The sequence below is a fragment of the Limnobacter sp. MED105 genome, from assembly GCF_000170915.1.
GTDB lineage: Bacteria > Pseudomonadota > Gammaproteobacteria > Burkholderiales > Burkholderiaceae_B > Limnobacter.
On sequence record NZ_ABCT01000006.1, the window covers coordinates 58,633 to 78,517 of the forward strand.

The 19,885-nt window shown below is 52.3% G+C and carries 14 protein-coding genes and 1 pseudogene; 8 read left to right on the forward strand and 7 right to left on the reverse strand.

The window, feature by feature from the left end:
* Positions 1-468, forward strand: coding sequence for a molybdopterin synthase catalytic subunit MoaE (moaE, locus tag LMED105_RS07585; RefSeq protein WP_008249900.1), 468 nt, complete (start codon positions 1-3; stop codon positions 466-468).
* Positions 465-848 carry a CrcB family protein gene (locus LMED105_RS07590; protein ID WP_232222725.1) on the forward strand — a complete coding sequence of 128 codons (384 nt, stop codon included), beginning with the start codon at positions 465-467 and terminating at the stop codon, positions 846-848. Before moaE ends, LMED105_RS07590 begins: the two co-directional genes overlap by 4 nt.
* A 21-nt stretch (positions 849-869) precedes the next feature.
* Here LMED105_RS07590 and LMED105_RS07595 read toward each other — a convergent pair whose 3' ends face one another.
* Positions 870-1,337: a rhodanese-like domain-containing protein gene (locus LMED105_RS07595; protein WP_008249902.1), complete on the reverse strand. Its 468-nt coding sequence runs from the start codon at positions 1,335-1,337 to the stop codon at positions 870-872.
* 336 nt (positions 1,338-1,673) lie between these two features.
* On the opposite strand from LMED105_RS07595, the gene glnA reads away from it, so the two are divergent.
* From glnA to ntrC, 4 genes are all read left to right on the forward strand, one after another.
* Positions 1,674-3,086, forward strand: a complete 1,413-nt coding sequence (gene glnA / locus LMED105_RS07600; protein ID WP_008249903.1) for a type I glutamate--ammonia ligase — start codon at positions 1,674-1,676, stop codon at positions 3,084-3,086.
* A 189-nt stretch (positions 3,087-3,275) separates the two neighbouring features.
* A complete protein-coding gene (locus tag LMED105_RS07605) occupies positions 3,276-3,803 on the forward strand; it encodes a hypothetical protein (RefSeq protein ID WP_008249904.1) in 528 nt (175 codons plus the stop codon).
* 36 nt (positions 3,804-3,839) lie between these two features.
* Positions 3,840-4,916 (forward strand): nitrogen regulation protein NR(II), encoded by a 1,077-nt coding sequence (gene glnL / locus LMED105_RS07610; protein ID WP_008249905.1) that lies wholly within the window; start codon positions 3,840-3,842, stop codon positions 4,914-4,916.
* Between the two features lie 23 nt (positions 4,917-4,939).
* The gene (gene ntrC / locus LMED105_RS07615) at positions 4,940-6,520 is read left to right on the forward strand and encodes a nitrogen regulation protein NR(I) (RefSeq protein WP_008249906.1); all 1,581 of its coding nucleotides are present in this window, start codon (positions 4,940-4,942) and stop codon (positions 6,518-6,520) included.
* A 70-nt stretch (positions 6,521-6,590) separates the two neighbouring features.
* Here the strand turns inward: ntrC and LMED105_RS07620 are convergent, their stop codons facing one another.
* The 6 genes from LMED105_RS07620 to LMED105_RS07645 all read right to left on the reverse strand — a co-directional run bounded on the left by LMED105_RS07620 (position 6,591) and on the right by LMED105_RS07645 (position 15,603).
* Positions 6,591-8,660, reverse strand: a complete 2,070-nt coding sequence (locus LMED105_RS07620) for a methyl-accepting chemotaxis protein (RefSeq protein ID WP_008249907.1) — start codon at positions 8,658-8,660, stop codon at positions 6,591-6,593.
* A 135-nt stretch (positions 8,661-8,795) separates the two neighbouring features.
* Entirely contained in the window at positions 8,796-9,596 is an 801-nt protein-coding gene (gene xth, locus LMED105_RS07625; protein ID WP_008249908.1) for an exodeoxyribonuclease III, read from the reverse strand.
* Positions 9,596-11,659 (reverse strand): M3 family metallopeptidase, encoded by a 2,064-nt coding sequence (locus LMED105_RS07630; RefSeq protein ID WP_008249909.1) that lies wholly within the window; start codon positions 11,657-11,659, stop codon positions 9,596-9,598. The genes xth and LMED105_RS07630 overlap by 1 nt, the downstream gene beginning before the upstream one ends.
* Before the next feature lie 33 nt (positions 11,660-11,692).
* Complete coding sequence (gene folD / locus LMED105_RS07635; RefSeq protein ID WP_008249910.1) at positions 11,693-12,541, reverse strand: bifunctional methylenetetrahydrofolate dehydrogenase/methenyltetrahydrofolate cyclohydrolase FolD; 849 nt, start codon at positions 12,539-12,541, stop codon at positions 11,693-11,695.
* A 75-nt stretch (positions 12,542-12,616) separates the two neighbouring features.
* Positions 12,617-13,264, reverse strand: a complete 648-nt coding sequence (locus LMED105_RS07640; RefSeq protein WP_050771185.1) for a response regulator transcription factor — start codon at positions 13,262-13,264, stop codon at positions 12,617-12,619.
* A gap of 5 nt (positions 13,265-13,269) precedes the next feature.
* The gene (locus LMED105_RS07645; RefSeq protein WP_008249914.1) at positions 13,270-15,603 is read right to left on the reverse strand and encodes a PAS domain-containing sensor histidine kinase; all 2,334 of its coding nucleotides are present in this window, start codon (positions 15,601-15,603) and stop codon (positions 13,270-13,272) included.
* A 231-nt stretch (positions 15,604-15,834) separates the two neighbouring features.
* Here LMED105_RS07645 and aceE point away from each other — a divergent pair, with 231 nt between their 5' ends.
* Together aceE and aceF are read left to right on the forward strand one after the other, a co-directional pair.
* Positions 15,835-18,540 (forward strand): pyruvate dehydrogenase (acetyl-transferring), homodimeric type, encoded by a 2,706-nt coding sequence (gene aceE, locus LMED105_RS07650; RefSeq protein ID WP_008249916.1) that lies wholly within the window; start codon positions 15,835-15,837, stop codon positions 18,538-18,540.
* 13 nt (positions 18,541-18,553) lie between these two features.
* Positions 18,554-19,881 (forward strand): annotated as a pseudogene (gene aceF / locus LMED105_RS16645) (dihydrolipoyllysine-residue acetyltransferase).
* Positions 19,882-19,885: the final 4 nt, after the last annotated feature.

The following is a 19,885-nucleotide window of genomic DNA, read 5'->3' on the forward strand; positions in this document are numbered from 1 at the left end:
ATGAAACGTTCCAAGGTGTTGGTTCAAGAGGCAGACTTTGATGTGACCGAAGAAATTCGTTGGCTTCGCCAGGGTTTGCCTGAGATTGGTGCAGTGGCTACCTTCATTGGCACCGTACGCGACATCAACGAAAACAGCGCTGTAAGTGCCATGACACTGGAACATTATCCGGGCATGACTGAAAAAGCCCTTGAAAATATTCTGCAGGTGGCTGATGCGCGGTTCGACATTACCTCGGCGATGATCATTCACCGTGTGGGCCCCCTGTATCCCGAGGATCAAATCGTGTTTGCCGCGGCCACCAGCGAACATCGTCAGCAGGCCTTTCTGGCTTGCGAGTTCATGATGGACTATCTGAAAACCGAGGCCCCTTTCTGGAAAAAAGAGGACACGCCTGAGGGCTCTCGCTGGGTGTCGGCTCGCGACAGCGACGACTCTGCCAAAGAGCGTTGGGAGCAAGCCCAGTGAATGCGTTTAATGCACTTGCAGTATTTATAGGGGCTGGCTTGGGCGGAGTGGGGCGGTATGGGCTTGGCCTGTTGTTGGTTCAGCCCGCGTGGTTGCCGTTTCAAATAGGCACTTTAATGGCCAACCTGATTGGTGGTTTTGTCGCGGGTGTGTTGTTTTCAGTGTTGGGGCCAGCTTGGCTGAAGGCTAATCCGCTCGGACTCTTTCTGATGACAGGCGTATTGGGTGGGTTAACCACGTTCTCCGCCTTCACCGCCGAAGGAGCCAATCTGCTATTGGACAAGCCCCTGCTGGCTCTGGGTCATGCCCTCGTTCATGTGTTGGGTTGTCTGGCTGCATTCTTGTTGGCCGGAAAGTTGTTTGGTCTTTTCGGCCAATAAAAATAGCGATCATCACGCTGTTTAATGTTGTTCCCATGGCAAGCCGTGGAAACGCCAGCCGTTCACACTTGAACGTTGGTGAAAATCGTTCTTGTCGCCTTCAAATCCTTCAAGCACATTGATCGCAAACTCAAAACCGTGCTTGGCTGCCAGCGCTGCTGCATGATGTGATCGGGCCCCACTACGACAGATGAAAAGTACTGGTTGGTGTTTCTCGACCCTTGCCTCAATTTGAGCAATGAAATCGGGATTGCGTATGCCATCGGGATAGTTATTCCACTCGACGTGAAATGATCGGTCTTCTGAAAAACTTACCTGTCCAACCCAGTCCAGTTCGGCATCGGTTCGCACATCGATCAACACGGCGTTCTCGTCGATATTCAGTAGTTCCCATGCCTCTTTGGGGGTTAAAGCACCCAAATAGCCCAGTCCTTTTTCAGAGGCGTAACTTTTCGCCAAGTCGATCAATTGTTGTGAAGTGGATGACATGAAAGAGTGTTCGCAAGTGATTTTATTGTTGAGTATATTGTAATACAAGCATGTGATCGATTAGGCAAAATACTAATCTGCACGATAATGGTGCGTAGTGCACTGTTATGGTGCAAAAGAATTGAGGATGCTTCAAGATCGTCTGTCGAGAGCCTTGATTTAAGGTCGGTCTCAAGTTGGTATGGTCTTTGCTTTATCACTCCACGTCGAAGATTGAATTCGCGCTGAGCGTCATATATAGCGGTATCGAACGTGCTATTGTTTCGCTTAAATCGAAGAGTTCAACTCAAATTTTTTTTAGATCACTATTCCACCTCACGTACCAGGAGATTTTCAATGGCGACCGCCCAAGATGTAATGAAGATGGTTGCGGAAAATGAAGTGAAGTTTGTTGACTTCCGCTTCACCGACACCAAAGGCAAAGAACAGCACGTGTCTGTGCCAGTTAAGATGTTTGACGAAGACAAGTTCGAGTCTGGCCACGCATTCGACGGCTCTTCCATCGCCGGCTGGAAAGGCATTGAAGCCTCTGACATGCTGTTGATGCCTGATCCTGATACAGCTCGCATGGACCCATTCCGTGAAGAGCCGACACTGATTTTGACCTGTGACGTAATCGAGCCAACTGACGGCAAGGGTTACGACCGCGATCCACGCTCCATCGCACGTCGCGCTGAAGCCTACCTGAAGTCCTCTGGCCTGGGCGACACTGCCTACTTCGGTCCAGAACCCGAATTCTTCATTTTCGACAGCATCACCTGGGGTGATGAAATGTCTGGCTGTTTCTTCAAGATCAAGTCTGAAGAAGCTGCATGGTCTACCGGCATCGATTACGAGCACGGTAACCTGGGTCACCGTCCCACAGTGAAAGGTGGTTACTTCCCAGTGTCCCCAACCGATTCATTCCAGGACATCCGTTCTGAAATGTGTCTGTTGCTGGAACAGCAGGGCGTACCGGTTGAAGTGCACCACCACGAAGTGGCTGGCGCTGGTCAAAACGAAATCGGCACCATGTTCTCTACGCTGACAAAGCGCGCTGACTGGACACAGATTTTGAAGTACACCGTATGGAACGTTGCTGCCAGCTATGGCAAAACAGCCACCTTCATGCCCAAGCCAATGTGGGGTGACAACGGTTCCGGCATGCACGTTCACCAGTCAGTCTGGAAAGATGGCGTGAACCTGTTTGCAGGCAATGGCTATGCAGGCTTGTCTGATTTCGCCTTGTACTACATCGGCGGTATCATCAAGCACGCCCGTGCCCTGAACGCGATCACCAACCCATCGACCAACTCCTACAAGCGTTTGGTACCTGGCTACGAAGCACCGGTCAAGTTGGCTTACTCCGCCAAGAACCGTTCTGCTTCCATTCGCATTCCACACGTGGCCAACCCCAAGGGTCGCCGTATTGAGGCGCGTTTCCCGGATCCCATGGCCAACCCATACCTGGCATTCTCTGCCTTGTTGATGGCTGGTCTGGACGGTGTTCAGAACAAGATTCACCCAGGTGAAGCAGCAACAAAGAACCTGTACGACTTGCCACCAGAAGAAGACGCATTGGTACCAACCGTGTGTCACAGCCTCGAGCAGGCTTTGGAAGCCCTGCAGGCTGACAATGAGTTCTTGACTCGTGGTGGCGTGTTCAGCAAGGAAATGATCGATGCATACATCGACTTGAAGATGGAAGAAGTTCAGCGCATGCGCATGACTCCACACCCCATCGAATACGATATGTACTACGGCCTGTAATTTAGACCGCATGCATTGATCGAATGTGAAAATGGCCCTGTACTGATTAAGTGCAGGGCCATTTTTCATTTTCAGTTATTTGTAAAGGATCTACCCCGTCTGGTATCAGCACTCGCCTTCCGTGGGGAGGGGTTGCGCAAGGGGATCAAGTATCATGAAAGTCGTCCGGAATTTTTTAGAGATGCAATCATGGTGAAGTCGAGCCTTATTCAATATCCACTCATCGTCTTGTTGTCAGGGCTACTTGTTGTGCCCAAGGCGTACGCCAAAGGAACCGAGATGTTTGTGTGTACCGGTGCAGACGGCGTGCGGACTTATCAAAACTCGGACGGTGGTGATGGTTGTGTTCCCTTGAACCTGAATCCAATTACTGTGGTACCTGCTCCGCGCTCAGCCTCGAAGAGTGGCGGTATTTCTGACCCAGTCTCGGCTGGCGGGTCAGGGCGACGAGCCACAGCGGCCTATGACAATCGATCGGCCGCAGATTTCAATGCCAAAGATGATCGAATGAAAATTTTGCAAGAAGAATTGCGCATTGAAGAAAGCAAATTGAAGTCTTTGCAAGACGAATACAAAAAAGGTCAACCTGATCGTTTGGGCAGTGAGAAAAATTATCAAAAATATTTGGACCGGGTTTCGCGATTGGAACAAGAAATCATGGTGACCAATGACAATATTGAAATACTTAAAACTGAATTGATCCGGCTGTCAAAATAGAGATATTGAAACCAGTCGTATCGCTACGAGGACGAAGTGAAAAAAGAACGGTTTCAAGGTCTGGAGTTGTTGGCCACTGCGGTGGTGGTAAGTAATCTCGAAGGTGTGGTGTTGTACGCCAACCTGTCAGCCGAAACCCTGCTGGAAGTCTCCCGGCGCAGTCTGGACGGGCAGGCACTGGCAGCTTTGTTCGTTGAGGCCAATGCGTTTCGGGAATTTCTCAACAAATCCCATGCCGATCCTTTCGGCGTGAAGCGGCAGGTGTTCGAGTTGATTCGACCCAGTGGCACCTCCGAGCATGTGCACGTCACATTGTCTTGTCCCGATGGTGCCAACGGAGTGACCATCATTGAACTGCGTGAAATTGAGCAGCAGTTGAAGGTAGACCGTGAGGCCAGGATGATGGATCAGTCACTGGCCAACAAAGAGCTGATTCGCAACTTGGCGCATGAAATCAAGAATCCGCTCGGCGGCATTCGTGGCGCAGCCCAGTTACTCGAAATTGAATTGCCTTCACCTGAACTGAAAGAATACACACAGGTGGTGATTAAAGAATCCGATCGTCTGCAAACCTTGGTTGATCGCCTGCTTGCCCCTCATAGAAAACCACACATTGTGTCCATGATGAACATTCACGAGGTGTGCGAGCGTGTACGTTCGGTCATTCTGGCTGAGCACCCCAAGGGCCTGAAATTCATCCGAGACTACGACATTTCGATCCCCGAGTTCCTGGGGGATCTGGAGCAACTTATTCAGGCAATCCTGAATATAGTGCGCAATGCTGCACAAGCTTTGGCACCTCAAATCGCGGAAGGCACCGCGCAAATAACACTATGCACCAGAGTGGTGCGTAGGGTAACCTTAAACCGCAAACAACACAGGCTGGCATTAGACTTGCAAGTGATCGACAACGGACCCGGCATACCCACCGAGATTATGGAAAGAATTTTTTTCCCATTGGTCTCGGGGCGTGAGGGTGGCAGTGGTTTGGGCTTGACGTTGGCTCAAACTTTCGTGCAACAACACGAAGGCATTATTGAATGCAGCTCCACACCGGGAAGAACACTTTTTAAAGTCACATTGCCGCTGCAGTTTGATCACGCTACCAGCTGAGCGGTTTTAAGGAACCACAATTAATGCGTCCAATTTGGGTTGTTGATGATGACCACTCCATTCGTTGGGTCTTGCAGAAAGCAATTTCCCGCGAAGGAATTCCTTGCGAAATTTTTTCGTCAGCCGCCGAAGTTCTGGAGCGACTGGAAACTGAGGTGCCACAAGTTTTGGTCTCGGACATTCGAATGCCCGGGCAAAGTGGGCTAACCCTGTTGTCCAAGGTGCGCGAGTTGCAGCCCGATTTGCCAGTCATCATCATGACTGCGTATTCTGATCTGGACAGCGCGGTATCTGCCTTTCAGGGTGGGGCGTTTGAGTACTTGCCCAAACCTTTTGATATTGAAAAGGCGGTTGAGCTGATTTTACGCGCGGTGCGTGAATCTCAAACTGAAGAGTTTGTTGAGGAAGCCGATTCAAGTGCACCTGAAATTCTGGGGCAAGCGCCTGCCATGCAGGAGGTGTTTCGCGCGATTGGTCGTTTGTCTCAGTCCAATGTCACGGTGCTGATTACCGGCGAGAGTGGCGCAGGCAAAGAATTGGTGGCCCGCGCTTTGCACCGCCACAGCCCGCGTGCTTCAAAACCTTTTATTGCACTGAATACCGCGGCCATTCCCAAAGACCTGCTTGAATCAGAGTTGTTTGGGCATGAGCGTGGCTCTTTTACGGGCGCTCAGGCTCAACGGCAAGGCCGGTTCGAGCAGGCCGAGGGCGGCACTCTGTTTCTTGACGAAATCGGCGACATGCCAGCCGAGTTGCAAACCCGCTTGCTGAGGGTTTTGTCGGACGGGCATTTTTATCGTGTTGGCGGGCAGCAGCCTATCAAGGCCAATGTGCGGGTGATCGCCGCCACACACCAGAACCTGGATGAGCGGGTGAAGCAGGGCATGTTCCGGGAAGACTTGTATCACCGCTTGAATGTGATTCGTCTCCGCTTGCCACCGCTGCGTGAACGTCAAGAAGACATTCCCATCCTTGCCAAACATTTCCTCAATGTGTCGGCTCGGGAGTTGGGCACGGAAACAAAACGTTTGTCCGACTCAGCCATTCGAATCATCAGTGAATTTCCTTTCCCGGGTAACGTTCGCCAGTTGGAAAATGTGTGCCGCTGGATCACGGTAATGGCACCTGCACAGTTGGTGGAAGCGCGTGACTTGCCCCCGGAATTGAAAGCCTTCCAGAACGGTGGGGCCACCGCATTGGAGAAAATGTCAGCCAACTCCCCAAGCCCCAATCTTTGGCTTGCCGAGAGTAATCCTGTATTGCCCGCAACTGGCACACCTACCTTGCAGCCGAACTCGGGCATGTCGGCTGGCAAGTATCCTGTCGACACAGCATCGGTGGATACACTTGTGAATCCGCCTGTGCCAGTGGGTAGTGCCAGTTGGTTGGAGCTGTTGTTTATTGAAGCCGAGAAAGCACTGGAAAGCGGTCAGCCCGATGTCATGGATGCATTGACCGCGAAGTTTGAAACCACCATGATTCAAGCGGCTTTGAAAGCCACGCATGGCAAGCGGATTGAGGCGGCCCAGCGTTTGGGAATAGGGCGCAATACCATTACCCGGAAAATTCAGGATTTGAATATTGATGTCAAAGACATTGATTGAGAATCGCCAACGTTCATAAAAAAAGCCTCTGCATGCAGAGGCTTTTTTGTTGTTGCAAGTGGCGTTGAACTTACATGTTCTTGACTTGAAACTTTTTCAGGATATTTGACAGGTCGGTAGCCACACCTTTCAGACCCGAGACTGCATTGGCTGCGCGGCGTGCCATGTCCAGGTTGCCTTCCGACAACTGGGCTACCACTTCGACCTGTTGTCCAATGCTTTCCGAAGCCTGATTTTGTTCAAGCAGCGCGGCGTGAATGTTTTCAACCGAGTGGGCTACAGCCGAGGAGTCGGCCGTGATCTGGTTCATGGCTTGACCTGCGCGGTCTACCAGTTCAACACCCTTTTTCACGCTTTCGACGGCCATGTCCATGTTGTTCACAGCCACGCCAGAGCTGTTTTGAATGGCTTCGATCATGCCGTGAATGTCATCTGTCGACTTACGGGTTCGTTCAGCCAGTTTGCGCACTTCATCGGCCACCACCGAGAAACCACGCCCCTGTTCGCCTGCGCGTGCAGCCTCAATGGCGGCGTTCAAGGCCAGCAAGTTGGTTTGTTCGGCGATGCCTTTGATGATCAGGGCAATCTCTGAAATTTCCCTGGATTGTTCGCCCAACTGTTGAATGACGCTGGCCGTCCCTTGAACATTCTCGGAGATTTTGTGCATTTGTTGCGTGGCGGAATTGATCGCACCCAAGCCATCGTCTGCCAACTGGCGCGCTTTGTTGCTTACGTCTTTGGCTTCGGTGGCTGATTCGCCCACGCTGGAGATTGACGAAGACATTTCTTCAACTGCGGCCGCCATGCCTGACGCAGCATCGCTACCCGAGGCTGCACCTTTGCTGAGTTCTTCGCTGGTTTGAACAAGATCTTCCGATGCCTCTTGAACCTGGTCCGTGCTGCGTTTTACTGCACCCAAGGCTTGTTCCATGCTTTCAGCCATGCGGTTCATGCTGCGGGCCAACAAACTGATTTCGTTTTTGGTCGCTACGCTGCCATTGGTCACTTCATCACCGGCACGTGCCGTCATGTCGCCATTGCCCAGTTTCAAAGCTAGGGCCGTAAGTACCTTGGTCGAGCTTGTCAGGCGGCTTGTAACCCAGAACAAGGCAAGCGCAATGACCACAGAGGCAATCAGACCCATGATCACCATCATGCCCGACATCGCGTAAATTGTGCTGAACATCTCGGAGGTGAGTGCTGGTGCAACAATCGCCGCGCCGCCCCACTGGGGTACTTTGGTGAAGGCAACAAATTCTGTGCGGTTTTCACCTGATTTCGGATCATTCCAGCTAATTTGGGTAATGCCGCTGTCTTCTTTGGTGATTTTGTCGAGCAAGCCTTGCAAATCTGATTCTTTGGTCGCCAGTTCTTTGAATTCATCACCTTTGAACTGTGAGTGAATCATCACTTTGCCCGCATTGGCACCTGTGGTGTACAGCACGTAAGGAATGCCGGTTTCACCAATGCGTGTGCTCAACACCGCATTTTGAACGTCGGCGAACAGGTTGGTCATGTCAAAGCCAATATAAAGCACCAAATCGTGTTGACCGTCGGTGCTTTTGATCGGCAGGTACTTCGACATGTAACGTTTGCCAAACAGCAGGGCTTCACCCACATAAGTTTCGCCTTTGATCACTTTGGCGTAGCTGGGATGGCTTCGGTCCAACTTGGTGCCCACTGCGCGGTCACCATTTTCTTTTTTCAGGCTGGTTGAAATTCTCAGGTAGTCGTCACCTGTGCGAACAAACACCGTGGCAATACCGCCTGTCATTTTTGTGAAATTGTCCACCACACCATAGTTGCCGGTAATGAAAGTCGAATCCAGAGTCACCATAGGCCCGTCAATTTCAGGCGTAATGGAAATAGGCTGCTCTGGATCAACCAGCAACTCGCCGTTGAACTCAACTTCAAACAACTCTGCAAGCTGGGTCACAGAGCTTTCAGAGAGCTTGTAGGCGATGTCCATGGTTTGTCTCAAACCTTCGGCCTGTGTTGATACGGCGCGTTCGGTTCGGGCTGTGGCTGCATTGAAGGTATACGCAGCCGTAATGCCGACCAGGCTCAATACAATCAAGGCCACCAAGGCGGCGCTGGTAAAGCTGATCTGTTTGGAAAGGGGCAGAGTCTTTAGGTTCATGGTGCGAAGCGATTGGGAAGGTTATGAACAGCATCGATCATCGCACTGCCTACCCCTTACTAATTGCCTAATTAGAGGGGTAAATCGCCTGTTTTACCGAGGTGTTCCCCCTTTTTAAGGGGGATGGACTGATATCTATCGAGAGAGAGTTGCCACGGCGGGGGCGTGGTCAGATGGTTTTTCCCATTTGCGGGGTGCACGGTCGATTACGCTGGCAGTACAGCGTTCAGCCAAAGGTTTTGACAACAAAACATGGTCAATTCTCAGACCTTTGTTTTTCTGAAAACCCAACATGCGGTAGTCCCACCACGAAAAGGTTTTTTCAGGCTGTTCGAACAAACGGAAGCTGTCGACCAAACCCATGTCCAGTAAGGTGTTGAATCGGCCTCGTTCGTCATCCGAGCACAGCACCTGGCCTGCCCAGGCTTTGGGGTCGTGGACATCCCGGTCATCGGGGGCAATGTTGTAGTCGCCCACCAACGCCAGTTTTGGGTATTGAGCCAGCCATGCGTCGCAGTCTTTCAGCAAGGCATCGAGCCACGCCTTTTTGTATTCGAACTTGTCCGACCCCACTTCAGAGCCGTTCACCACGTAGGCGCTGATAAAACGTAAATCGCCAAAGGTGGCAGCAATCACCCGTTTCTGCTCATCTGGAAAGCTGGGCAGGTTGACCTGCACATCGACAGGCTCAGGCATCGTGGCTTTCTTGTACAGAATGGCCACGCCGTTGTATGTTTTCTGGCCAGCATACACGGCGCCGTATCCCGCGGCTTCAAGTTCGGTCAGCGGAAAATTCTCGTCAGTCAATTTCAGTTCTTGCAGGCCCAGTAGATCTACCGGGTTGCCCTCAAGCCATTGCAACAGGTGCGGCAGGCGCACCTTGAGCGAATTCACATTCCAGGTGGCCAGTTGAATATTTGCTGCGCTGTCTGTCATTACGCGGCCTGCCTGTTGTCGACCATGCCAGTGTGGCGCAGCAGTGCGTCGATGCTGGGCTCGCGGCCACGGAAAGCCTTGAACGATTCAGCGGCAGGGCGGCTGCCACCCACGGACAAAATTTCCTCCAGAAACTTTTTGCCGGTTTCCGGGCTGACCACACCATTTTCTTCGAACATGGCAAAGGCATCCGCAGACAACACTTCAGCCCATTTGTAGCTGTAGTAGCCTGCAGCATAGCCGCCCGCGAAAATATGGCTGAACGAGTTCGGAAAGCGGTTGTAGGCTGGTGGAACCAGCACAGCCACCTCTTTGCGTACTTGGGCCAGCAGCTCAAGAATGTTCGCTTCACCGTGTGGGTCAAACTCAGTGTGCACCAACATGTCGAACAGTGAAAACTCGATTTGACGAAGGGTTTGCAAGCCGCTCTGAAAGTTCTTGGCAGCCACCATTTTGTCAAACAGGGCTTTGGGCATGGGTTCGCCTGTAGTTTCGTGTGCGGTCAGCGATTCAACCACACTCCATTCCCAGGCAAAGTTTTCCATGAACTGCGAGGGTAGTTCCACTGCATCCCATTCCACACCATTGATACCTGCCACATCCAGTTCGTCCACCCGGGTCAACATGTGGTGAATGCCGTGCCCGAATTCATGGAACAGCGTTTGTACATCGTCGTGCGACAACTGCGCAGCTTTGCCAGCAGCCGGTTTGGTGTAGTTGCAAGTGAGATAGGCCACAGGTGTTTGAACGCCTTGCTCGGTGCGTTTGCGACCGCGAGCGTCGTCCATCCACGCGCCTGAACGTTTGCTGGCTCGTGCATAGGGGTCGAGGTAAAAGTGTGCAATGGCTTTGCCTTCTTTTTGCACTTCAAAGAAGCGCACGTCCGGGTGCCAGGTGTCGGCTTGGGCTTTCACGATTTGAACGCTGAACAACTTTTCTGTCAGTTTGAACAGGCCGTCCAGCACGCGGTCTTCCTGAAAGTATTGACGTACTTCCAGATCACTGAAGGCATACTTCTTTTCCTTCAGTTTTTCTGAGGCGTAGCTCATGTCCCAGCTTTGCAGATCGTCCATGCCCAGCTCGGTTTTAGCGAACGCTTTGATCTCTTCCAGGTCGCGCAGCGCGAATGGTTTCGCTTTCACTGCCAATTCACGAAGGAAGTTCACGACTTCAGCGGGTGTGTTGGCCATTTTGGGCACCAGGCTAAGTTCCCCAAAGTTTTTGTAGCCCAACATTTGGGCTTCTTCCTGGCGAAGTTGTAGCAGCTCGCGAATCAAGGCTGAATTGTCCAGTTCTGCTGGCCCAAATTCTGAGGCGCGTTTGGCGTAGGCTTCGTAGAGCGTTTCGCGCAATTCACGCTTCTCGGCATATTGCAACACTGGAAAATAAGAAGGGAACTGCAAAGTAAATTTGTAGCCTTCTTTGCCTTCCGATTTTGCAAGTTCCTCGGCCGCTTGCACCGCATATTCTGGAATGCCTGCCAAATCAGCTTTGTCGGTCACGATTAACTCAAAGGCATTGGTGGCATCCAGCACATTCTCGGAAAACTTCGCAGTAATCGCGGCTTGTCTGTCCTGAATTTCTGCATAACGCGGTTTTTTATCTGCTGGCAGTTCAGCACCACCCAGCTTGAAACCACGAATGGAATTGGCCAGCACTTTGAGGCGTACAGGCGTGAATTGTTTGGCCGCATCGCTTTGTTCAATGGCTTTGTAAATGGCGTACAGGCGCTCATCCTGACCAACCATGGTCCAGAACTCGGTGGTCTTGGGCAAACACGCATTGTAGGCTGCACGCAGTTCTTCAGTGTCAGCCACCGAATGCAAGTGCCCAACCACACCCCAGGCGCGGCTTAGTTGTTCACAGGCAATGTCGAGCGGCAACAGGGTTTCTTCCCAAGTGGCAAGGTCTGGCGCAGTGCTGGCGGTCATTTCCAGCTGCTTTTCTGCAGCGGCGAGCAACGTATCAATGGCGGGCTCCACGTGCTCAGTTTTGATATCCGAAAAACGGGGTAGTCCGGAAAAGTCGAGTAAGGGATTGTTGGTGTCCATTTTCATGCTCATGGGGTCCTGCTAAAAAATTCTTAAAGGCTGCGCTTAAAGGCTGCGTTCTACTGCTTCAATCGTATTTTGCAACAGCATGGTGATGGTCATGGGGCCAACACCACCGGGCACTGGTGTAATCCAGCCAGCCACTTCTTTGGCTGAATCAAAATCAACATCGCCACACAGCTTGCCATCGGGTAGGCGGTTGATGCCCACGTCGATCACCACAGCACCGGGTTTGATCATATCTCCAGTGATCATATTGGGACGACCTACCGCAACTACAAGTACGTCTGCACGCTGACAATGTGATTTCAGGTCTTTTGTTTTACTGTTGCACAAAGTCACCGTGGCACCTTGTTGCAGCAACAACATGGCTTGCGGCTTGCCCACAATATTGCTGGCCCCGATCACCACGGCTTCTGCACCGCGCAGCTCGATGCCGGTCAACTCAAGCATTTTCATGACGCCATAGGGCGTGCAGGGACGAAACAGGGGTTTGCCCGTCATCAACAAGCCAGCGTTGCTAATATGAAAGCCATCCACATCTTTTTCAGCGCTGATCGATTCAATGACTACATGCGAATCGAGGTGCTTGGGCAGGGGCAATTGCACCAAAATGCCGTGAATGCTGGGGTCAGAATTCAGTTGTTCGACCAGGCCCACCAGTGCGTCCTGGCTTGTGTTCTCCGGCATGCGGTGCATGACCGATTTGAAGCCTGCTTTCTCACAGGCCGATACCTTGTTGCGCACATAAACCTGGGAGGCCGGGTCTTCCCCAACCAAAACCACGGCCAGACCGGGCTGATGACCCAATTCGGTCAATTCGGTAGCGCGTTTTGCAATTGTTTCTCGAATTGAGGCGGCCAGTTCGGTGCCGCTAATTAATTGTGCAGACATGATTGAATGAGTTTGAAAATTTGAAATGGTTCAATTGAACAAGGCCCGGTGTTGAGCGGGCCTTGTTTGGGGTATTCAGGGCTGTGCCAGTTCCGGTGATTTGCGCAGGGCAATTTTCAACAAATCTGCCACAGTGGTTACCTGCAGCTTGTCCATGATATTCGCGCGGTGTGCTTCCACGGTTTTAATGCTGATGTTCAGGTCATCTGCAATTTGTTTGTTCAGGCGACCCGACACAATTCGCTCCAGTACCTGCAATTCGCGCGTGGTCAATTTGGAGTACAGCTTGTTGATCTGTTCATCAAGCTTGGCGGTTTGGGCAAGTTCGTGGGCGTGGCGCATATGCTGGTGAATCAGGTCTTTGATTTTGCCTTCATCAAACGGTTTTTCCAGAAAATCAACAGCACCGTTTTTCATGGTTTCAACCGCCAGTGTTACGTCGCCGTGGCCGGTGATAAACACAATGGGAATTGGAATGCCTCGCTCGTTCAGCGTTTTTTGAACTTCAAGGCCAGAAAGTTTGGGCATGCGAATGTCGAGCAACAGCACACAGGGCTGCGGCCACACTAACTGTTCAAGAAACAACTCGGGGTCTTCGTAGGTTTTTACCTGATAACCTTCGGTTTCAATAAGCCATTGCAGCGAGTCGCGAACTGCCTCGTCGTCGTCCACGATGAACACGGTTTCTTGCATTTCTGTGGAGCGTGGTTGAGTGTGGAGCATTGGCTTTATTCCATAACAGGTGGGTTGACGTGCGCAAGCACCGAGTCTTCGGCCAGTGGCAGCGTGAACTTGAATACACTGCCTTGGCCTTGCGCGGGTTCTACCCACAATTGGCCTTGATGATACTCAATAATAGTACGACAGATGTTCAGGCCCATGCCCATTCCATCGGATTTGGTGGTGAAAAACGACTCAAATAGCCGTTGCCGAATTTCCTCAGGCACCCCCACGCCATGATCCCGAACCTCAATCAGTGCGAACTGGGCGGACTGCCCCACCTGAATCTCGATCAATTTTTGCTCAGGGGGCAGGTGTCCCATGGCTTCAAGGCCATTCTTGATCAGGTTCATCAGCACTTGCTCAATCAGCACCGGGTCGGCCACCACCGACATCAGTGCATCTGGCAGGTTCATTTCAATTCGCGCCGATTGGTGCTTGGCCTCCAGGCGAGAAAAGCTGATGGCATCTTCAATAATTTTACCGATGGGGCAGGGGCCGCGTTTTGGCTCCTGCTGTTTCACGAATTCCCGAATTCGCCGAATCACATCACCGGCGCGCTGGGCCTGCACATTCACCTTTTCAAGCACGGGAAGCAGATCTTCGGGGCTTACTTTGCCGGCTTTAAGCCGGGTTACGCTACCCATGTTGTAATTGGAAATAGCAGCAAGTGGCTGATTGATTTCATGCGCCAACGAGGAAGCCAGTTCTCCCAGTGTGATCAAGCGCGAGGTGAACTGCAGCTTCTCCTGTTGTTGGCGGGACATGTCCTCGGCTTCCTTGCGCGAGGAAATGTCGGTGGCCACTTGCATCACCACCGTTGCACCATCTACCCATGAAATCGATCGACGCCGTACCTCGTACCAACGCTGCGAAACAGGATTAAGCCACTCGAACGGCTCGTAGAGATTGACCCTGTTGCGGCGATTCTTTGACATGCGTGGTGGCGTCGCCTTGCCAAACCACTCGCGGTGCAACCTGTTCACGAAAATATACTCGTCAGGCCGGGCTTCTGGGCCCTGAACGCACACGGCGGCGTCCAGTTCTTCAAGAATGCGAACGAAGCGTCGGTGGGCAGCTGCCAATTCGTCACGAATGCGGCGCGGCTCGGTAATGTCGGTCATAGAAGTCATCCAGCCGCTTTGCTGGCCGTCGCTGTCAACCAATGGCGACACGTACATGCGTGCGTCGAACACACTGCCATCTCGTCTGCGCACCTGTACCTCGATACCTTTTTGCGGGGCATTGCCCGACAAAATCAAATCCAGATTGGTTTGTTGTACTTCGTAGGAACGGTCGGGCCAATAAGGAAATGGGGGGGCCATACCCACCAGCTCGGATTCCTTGTACCCAGTCATTTTGCAAAAAGCCGGGTTCACGTAGGTAATACGGCCCTGCATGTCAATGGCCCGCATACCCGTGACCACCGAGTCTTCCATGGCCCGTCGAAACTTGGTTTCGGCCAGCAAACGTTTCTCGGCCTGGCTTCGAAGTTTTGCATGTCGAAACAGCAAAATAAAACTCCACACAATCACCAGAGAAAGTCCAAAAACCGCCCATGCCAGCATGTTGGAAAACAACTCGGTGTTCGTTTTATAGAGTACAGCGCGCAGTTTCAAACCGTGGCCGGGTGGGTCTAGCGGAACTTCATGGCTTAACTTCGCATTGTCGATTGACCTGCTGACATTGGAGGCTACCGGGTTGCCTCCACCGTCGACGATGCTGACCAAGTAGAGCTGAACAAATGAGTCGGGTACAGCATCATTCAGCAAAGAACCCAAAGGAATGGTTGCCGCCACCGTACCAATGAAATCACCTTTGTTGAATATGGGGCTGTGAACCTCGATAAACACCTTGCCGGACGGGTCAAGAAAAGGTCTCGAAAAAACAGGCAGTCTGGTTTCCCGGGCTGTGTTGAAAGCCCAATAACTCTCGGCATCTTCGATCGTTTGATACAAAGGATGAAGGACTTCGGATGAACGCAAGCTCGGCAGCGCCAGGTTGGTCACTCGTCTTTCCTCGTCAATAATCAGCACGCTGCTGACTTCCTGAAACTCATTTAATAGAGCCTGTGCCGAGAATCGGAAACCTTCCACGTCACTTTTGTTTTGCTCAAATCCTCTAGCAATCTGATTCAGTCGTTCTTGCGAGGCCAGTAAGCGGGTACGGATGGTTTGGCGGGCCAGCTCCACGTCACGAATGACCCGCAGTTGCGTTTGGTTCTGATCCTCGGAATGCAGGGTGTAGAAAAACGCACCCATAGCGAGCAAAAACAGAATGATGCCCACCAGCGGGGTGGCCCAAACCAATGGGCTTGTACGGGGTTGATCGCTGAGGCGCACGGTCGAATAGGTCTCGGAATCCAGAAGATGACTGAAGTGTACAAAACAAGCAGCCCAGTGGGTGGACTGGATTCAGGGTGATTCGGGAAAATCCTAATAAATTCCACTATGTGAAAACACAAATCATAATTTGAAACTTTCTGAATTAGGTGTGATACTCTAATATCAACAGGAAATACAGCCAAAAGCTCGTACTTCTGCAAAAGAACCCAGAGACCCAAGGAGGAAGCAATGTCAGCGCAACTCAATTTGCCCGGATCGGACGATCCCGATTTTCAAGAAACCCAAGAATGGCTGGATGCCCTGGAGGCCGTGCTTGAACGTGAAGGCCCGGAGCGCGCGCATTACTTGCTTGAACAACTGATTTCTAAAGCGCGCCTGAGTGGCGCGTTTATTCCGTTTTCGGCCAATACCGAATACGTCAACACCATTCCCGTTCATCTCGAAACCCGCTGCCCCGGCAATATGGAGTACGAGGAACGCCTGCGCAGCTGGATGCGCTGGAATGCGATGGCCATGGTGGTGCGCGCCAACAAGAAAAGCCCGCCCGATGGCGGTGACCTGGGTGGTCACATTGCGTCATTCGCCTCACTGGCGACCATGTTGGGTGTTGGTTTCAACCATTTTTGGCATGCCGAAGATGAAAGCCACGGCGGCGATTTGCTTTACCTTCAGGGCCATGTGTCTCCCGGAATTTACGCACGCGCTTTTCTGGAAGGTCGCCTGACCGAAGAACAGTTGGATAATTTCCGTCAGGAAGTCGATGGCAAAGGCTTGTCCAGCTACCCACATCCCAAGTTGATGCCCGATTTCTGGCAGTTCCCGACCGTGTCCATGGGTCTTGGCCCGTTGATGGGCATTTATCAGGCTCGCTTCTTAAAGTATCTCCATGCCCGTGGCATTTGCGACACATCCAAGCGCAAAGTCTGGGTATTCTGCGGCGACGGTGAAATGGACGAGCCCGAATCACTGGGCGCGATCGGTATGGCCGCGCGCGAAAAGCTCGACAACCTGGTTTTCGTAGTGAACTGTAACTTGCAGCGTCTGGACGGCCCTGTACGTGGCAACGGCAAAATCATTCAGGAACTGGAAGGTGAATTCCGTGGTTCCGGCTGGAATGTGTTGAAGGTGATCTGGGGCGGCTACTGGGATGAATTGCTCGCCCGCGACAAAGACGGCCTGATGCGCAAGGTGATGCTGGAAATGGTCGACGGCGAATACCAGAACTGCAAAGCCAACGATGGCGCTTACGTGCGCAAGAATTTCTTTGGCAAACACCCCAAGTTGCTGGAAATGGTTGCCCGCATGACCGATGAAGACATCTGGCGTTTGAACCGTGGCGGCCACGACCCACACAAAGTGCATGCTGCTTACGATGCCGCCATGAAGCATGAAGGCCAACCAACTGTAATTCTGGCGAAAACCGTGAAAGGCTTTGGCATGGGCAAGGTTGGTCAGGGCAAGAACACCACCCACCAGCAAAAGAAGCTGGACATTCAGTCCATCAAGGAATTCCGTGATCGCTTCAACATTCCAGTCTCAGACGACATCATCGAAGATGTGCCTTTCTACAAGCCAGCCGATGACGCGCCGGAAATTAAATACCTGCACGAGCGTCGTCAAGCCTTGGGCGGTTATCTGCCCAAGCGCCGCCGCGAGGCCGATGAAAAACTGAAAGTGCCCGGCCTGGATGCATTCGAAGCCGTACTGGAGCCCACCAAGGAAGGCCGTGAAATTTCAACGACCCAAGCCTTCGTGCGAGTGCTAACCGCACTGGTGCGTGACAAGGAAATTGGTCAACGCATTGTGCCGATTGTTCCCGATGAAGCACGTACATTCGGGATGGAAGGCATGTTCCGCCAGTTGGGTATTTATTCCTCACAAGGTCAGTTGTACGAACCAGTCGACAAAGACCAGGTGATGTACTACCGAGAAGACAAAGCCGGCCAAATTTTGGAAGAGGGCATTAACGAAGCGGGTGCATTCAGTTCTTGGATTGCGGCGGCCACGTCCTATTCCACGAACAACCGCGTGATGATTCCGTTCTACATTTACTACTCCATGTTCGGTTTCCAGCGCGTGGGCGATCTGGCCTGGGCAGCTGGCGATATGCAGGCTCGAGGTTTCTTGTTGGGCGGCACTGCTGGCCGTACTACATTGAACGGCGAAGGTTTGCAGCACGAAGATGGTCACAGCCATATTTTGTCCTCGACCATTCCAAACTGTGTCAGCTACGACCCAACCTTTGCCCATGAGTTGGCTGTGATTATTCAGCACGGCTTGAAGCGCATGGTGGAAGACCAGGAGAACGTGTTCTATTACCTCACCGTGATGAACGAGAACTACGCTCAGCCTGGCCTGAAGAAGGGTACCGAAGAAGGCATTTTGAAAGGCATGTATGTGTGCCGCGAATCCACCTTGAAGAAGGCTGGCAAAAAGCGTGTTCAACTGCTGGGTTCTGGCACCATTCTGCGTGAATCACTGGAAGCAGCGGAGTTGCTTGAGAAAGACTGGGGCGTTGCAGCCGATGTGTGGTCAGTCACCAGCTTCACAGAACTGCGCCGTGAAGGTCTGGATGTGGAGCGTGAAAACATGCTGCACCCTGAGCAGAAGTCCAAGCAAAGCTATGTTGAAAAAGCGCTGGCAAAAACCGAAGGTCCGATTGTGGCTTCAACCGACTACATGAAGCTGTTTGCTGACCAAATTCGTCCTTTCATGCCCAAGGGCCGCGAATACAAAGTGTTGGGCACCGATGGTTTTGGTCGTTCCGATTTCCGCTCCAAGTTGCGTGAGCATTTTGAGGTGAACCGTCATTTCGTAACCGTTGCAGCACTGAAGGCCTTGGCCGATCAGGGCGACATTCCACTAAGTACCGTGGGTGAAGCAATCAAGAAATACGGCATCAACCCCAACAAGCCCAACCCAGCCTACGCATAAAAGGACGATCGACATGACAATCGAAATCAAAGTACCCGACATCGGCGATTTTGACGGGGTGGAAATTATTGAAGTGCTGGTGAAGGCAGGCGACACCGTGGTGGCGGAGCAATCCATTATCACCGTTGAATCTGACAAAGCCAGTATGGAAATTCCATGCCCGCAAGCTGGTGTGGTCAAGGAAATGAAAGTAAAAATTGGCGACAAGGTGAAAGAAGGCACCTTGATGCTGATTCTGGAACCCGCTGAAGGTGGCGCTGCTGTGGCACCACCCAAGGTAGAAGAAGCACCAAAAGCCGATGCACCCAAAGTAGAGGCACCCAAGGCAGAAGCACCGAAGGCGGCTGCCCCTGCGCCGGCTGCCACCGTAGCCCCCACGCCTGCCGAACCACACAACCCGACAGCCGCATCCGTGAATGCGCCGCATGCAAGCCCCTCCGTGCGCAAGTTCGCACGCGAGTTGGGTGTGAATTTGACCACCGTGCAAGGCACTGGTCCGAAAGTCGTATCACGCCCGACGACGTACGAAACTTCGTGAAAGCCGCTGTGGCTGGTGTGGGTTCTGCGTCTGCTGGTGCAAGCAAAGATGGCAGCGGTGTTGGCCTCGATTTGTTGCCATGGCCAAAAGTAGATTTCACCAAGTTTGGTGAAATTGAAGAGCAGGAACTTTCACGCATCAAGAAATTGTCTGGCCCGAATTTGCATCGTAACTGGGTCATGATCCCGCACGTCACGCAGTTCGACGAGGCAGACATCACTGACCTTGAACAATTCCGCAAAGACACCAACGCCGCGCTGGCCAAGCAGGGCGTGAAGTTGACCATGCTGGCCTTCGTGATGAAGGCCTGTGTGGCCGTGTTGAAAAAGTACCCGGCCTTCAATGCTTCGCTGAACGAAGCCGGCGACAAATTAATACTCAAAAAGTACTGGAACATTGGTTTTGCCGCCGACACACCGAATGGATTGGTTGTGCCAGTCATTAAGGGTGTAGACCAGAAAGGCTTCGCACAAATTGCCAATGAATTGGGCGAATTGTCTGCGCAGGCTCGTGATGGCAAGCTGAAAGGCGCCGACATGCAGGGCGCCACGTTTACCGTGTCGTCGCTTGGTGGCGTGGGTGGAACCCTGTTCACACCCATTATCAATGCGCCTGAAGTTGCAATTATGGGCCTGTCCAAATCAGCCATGAAGCCGGTGTGGAATGGCAAGGAATTCGAGCCACGCCTGATGCTGCCGCTTAGCCTGAGTTATGACCATCGAGTGATCGACGGTGCCATGGCTGCCCGATTCACCACAGAGCTTGCCGGCGTGTTGGCCGACATGCGCAAAGTGCTGCTGTAAGGGG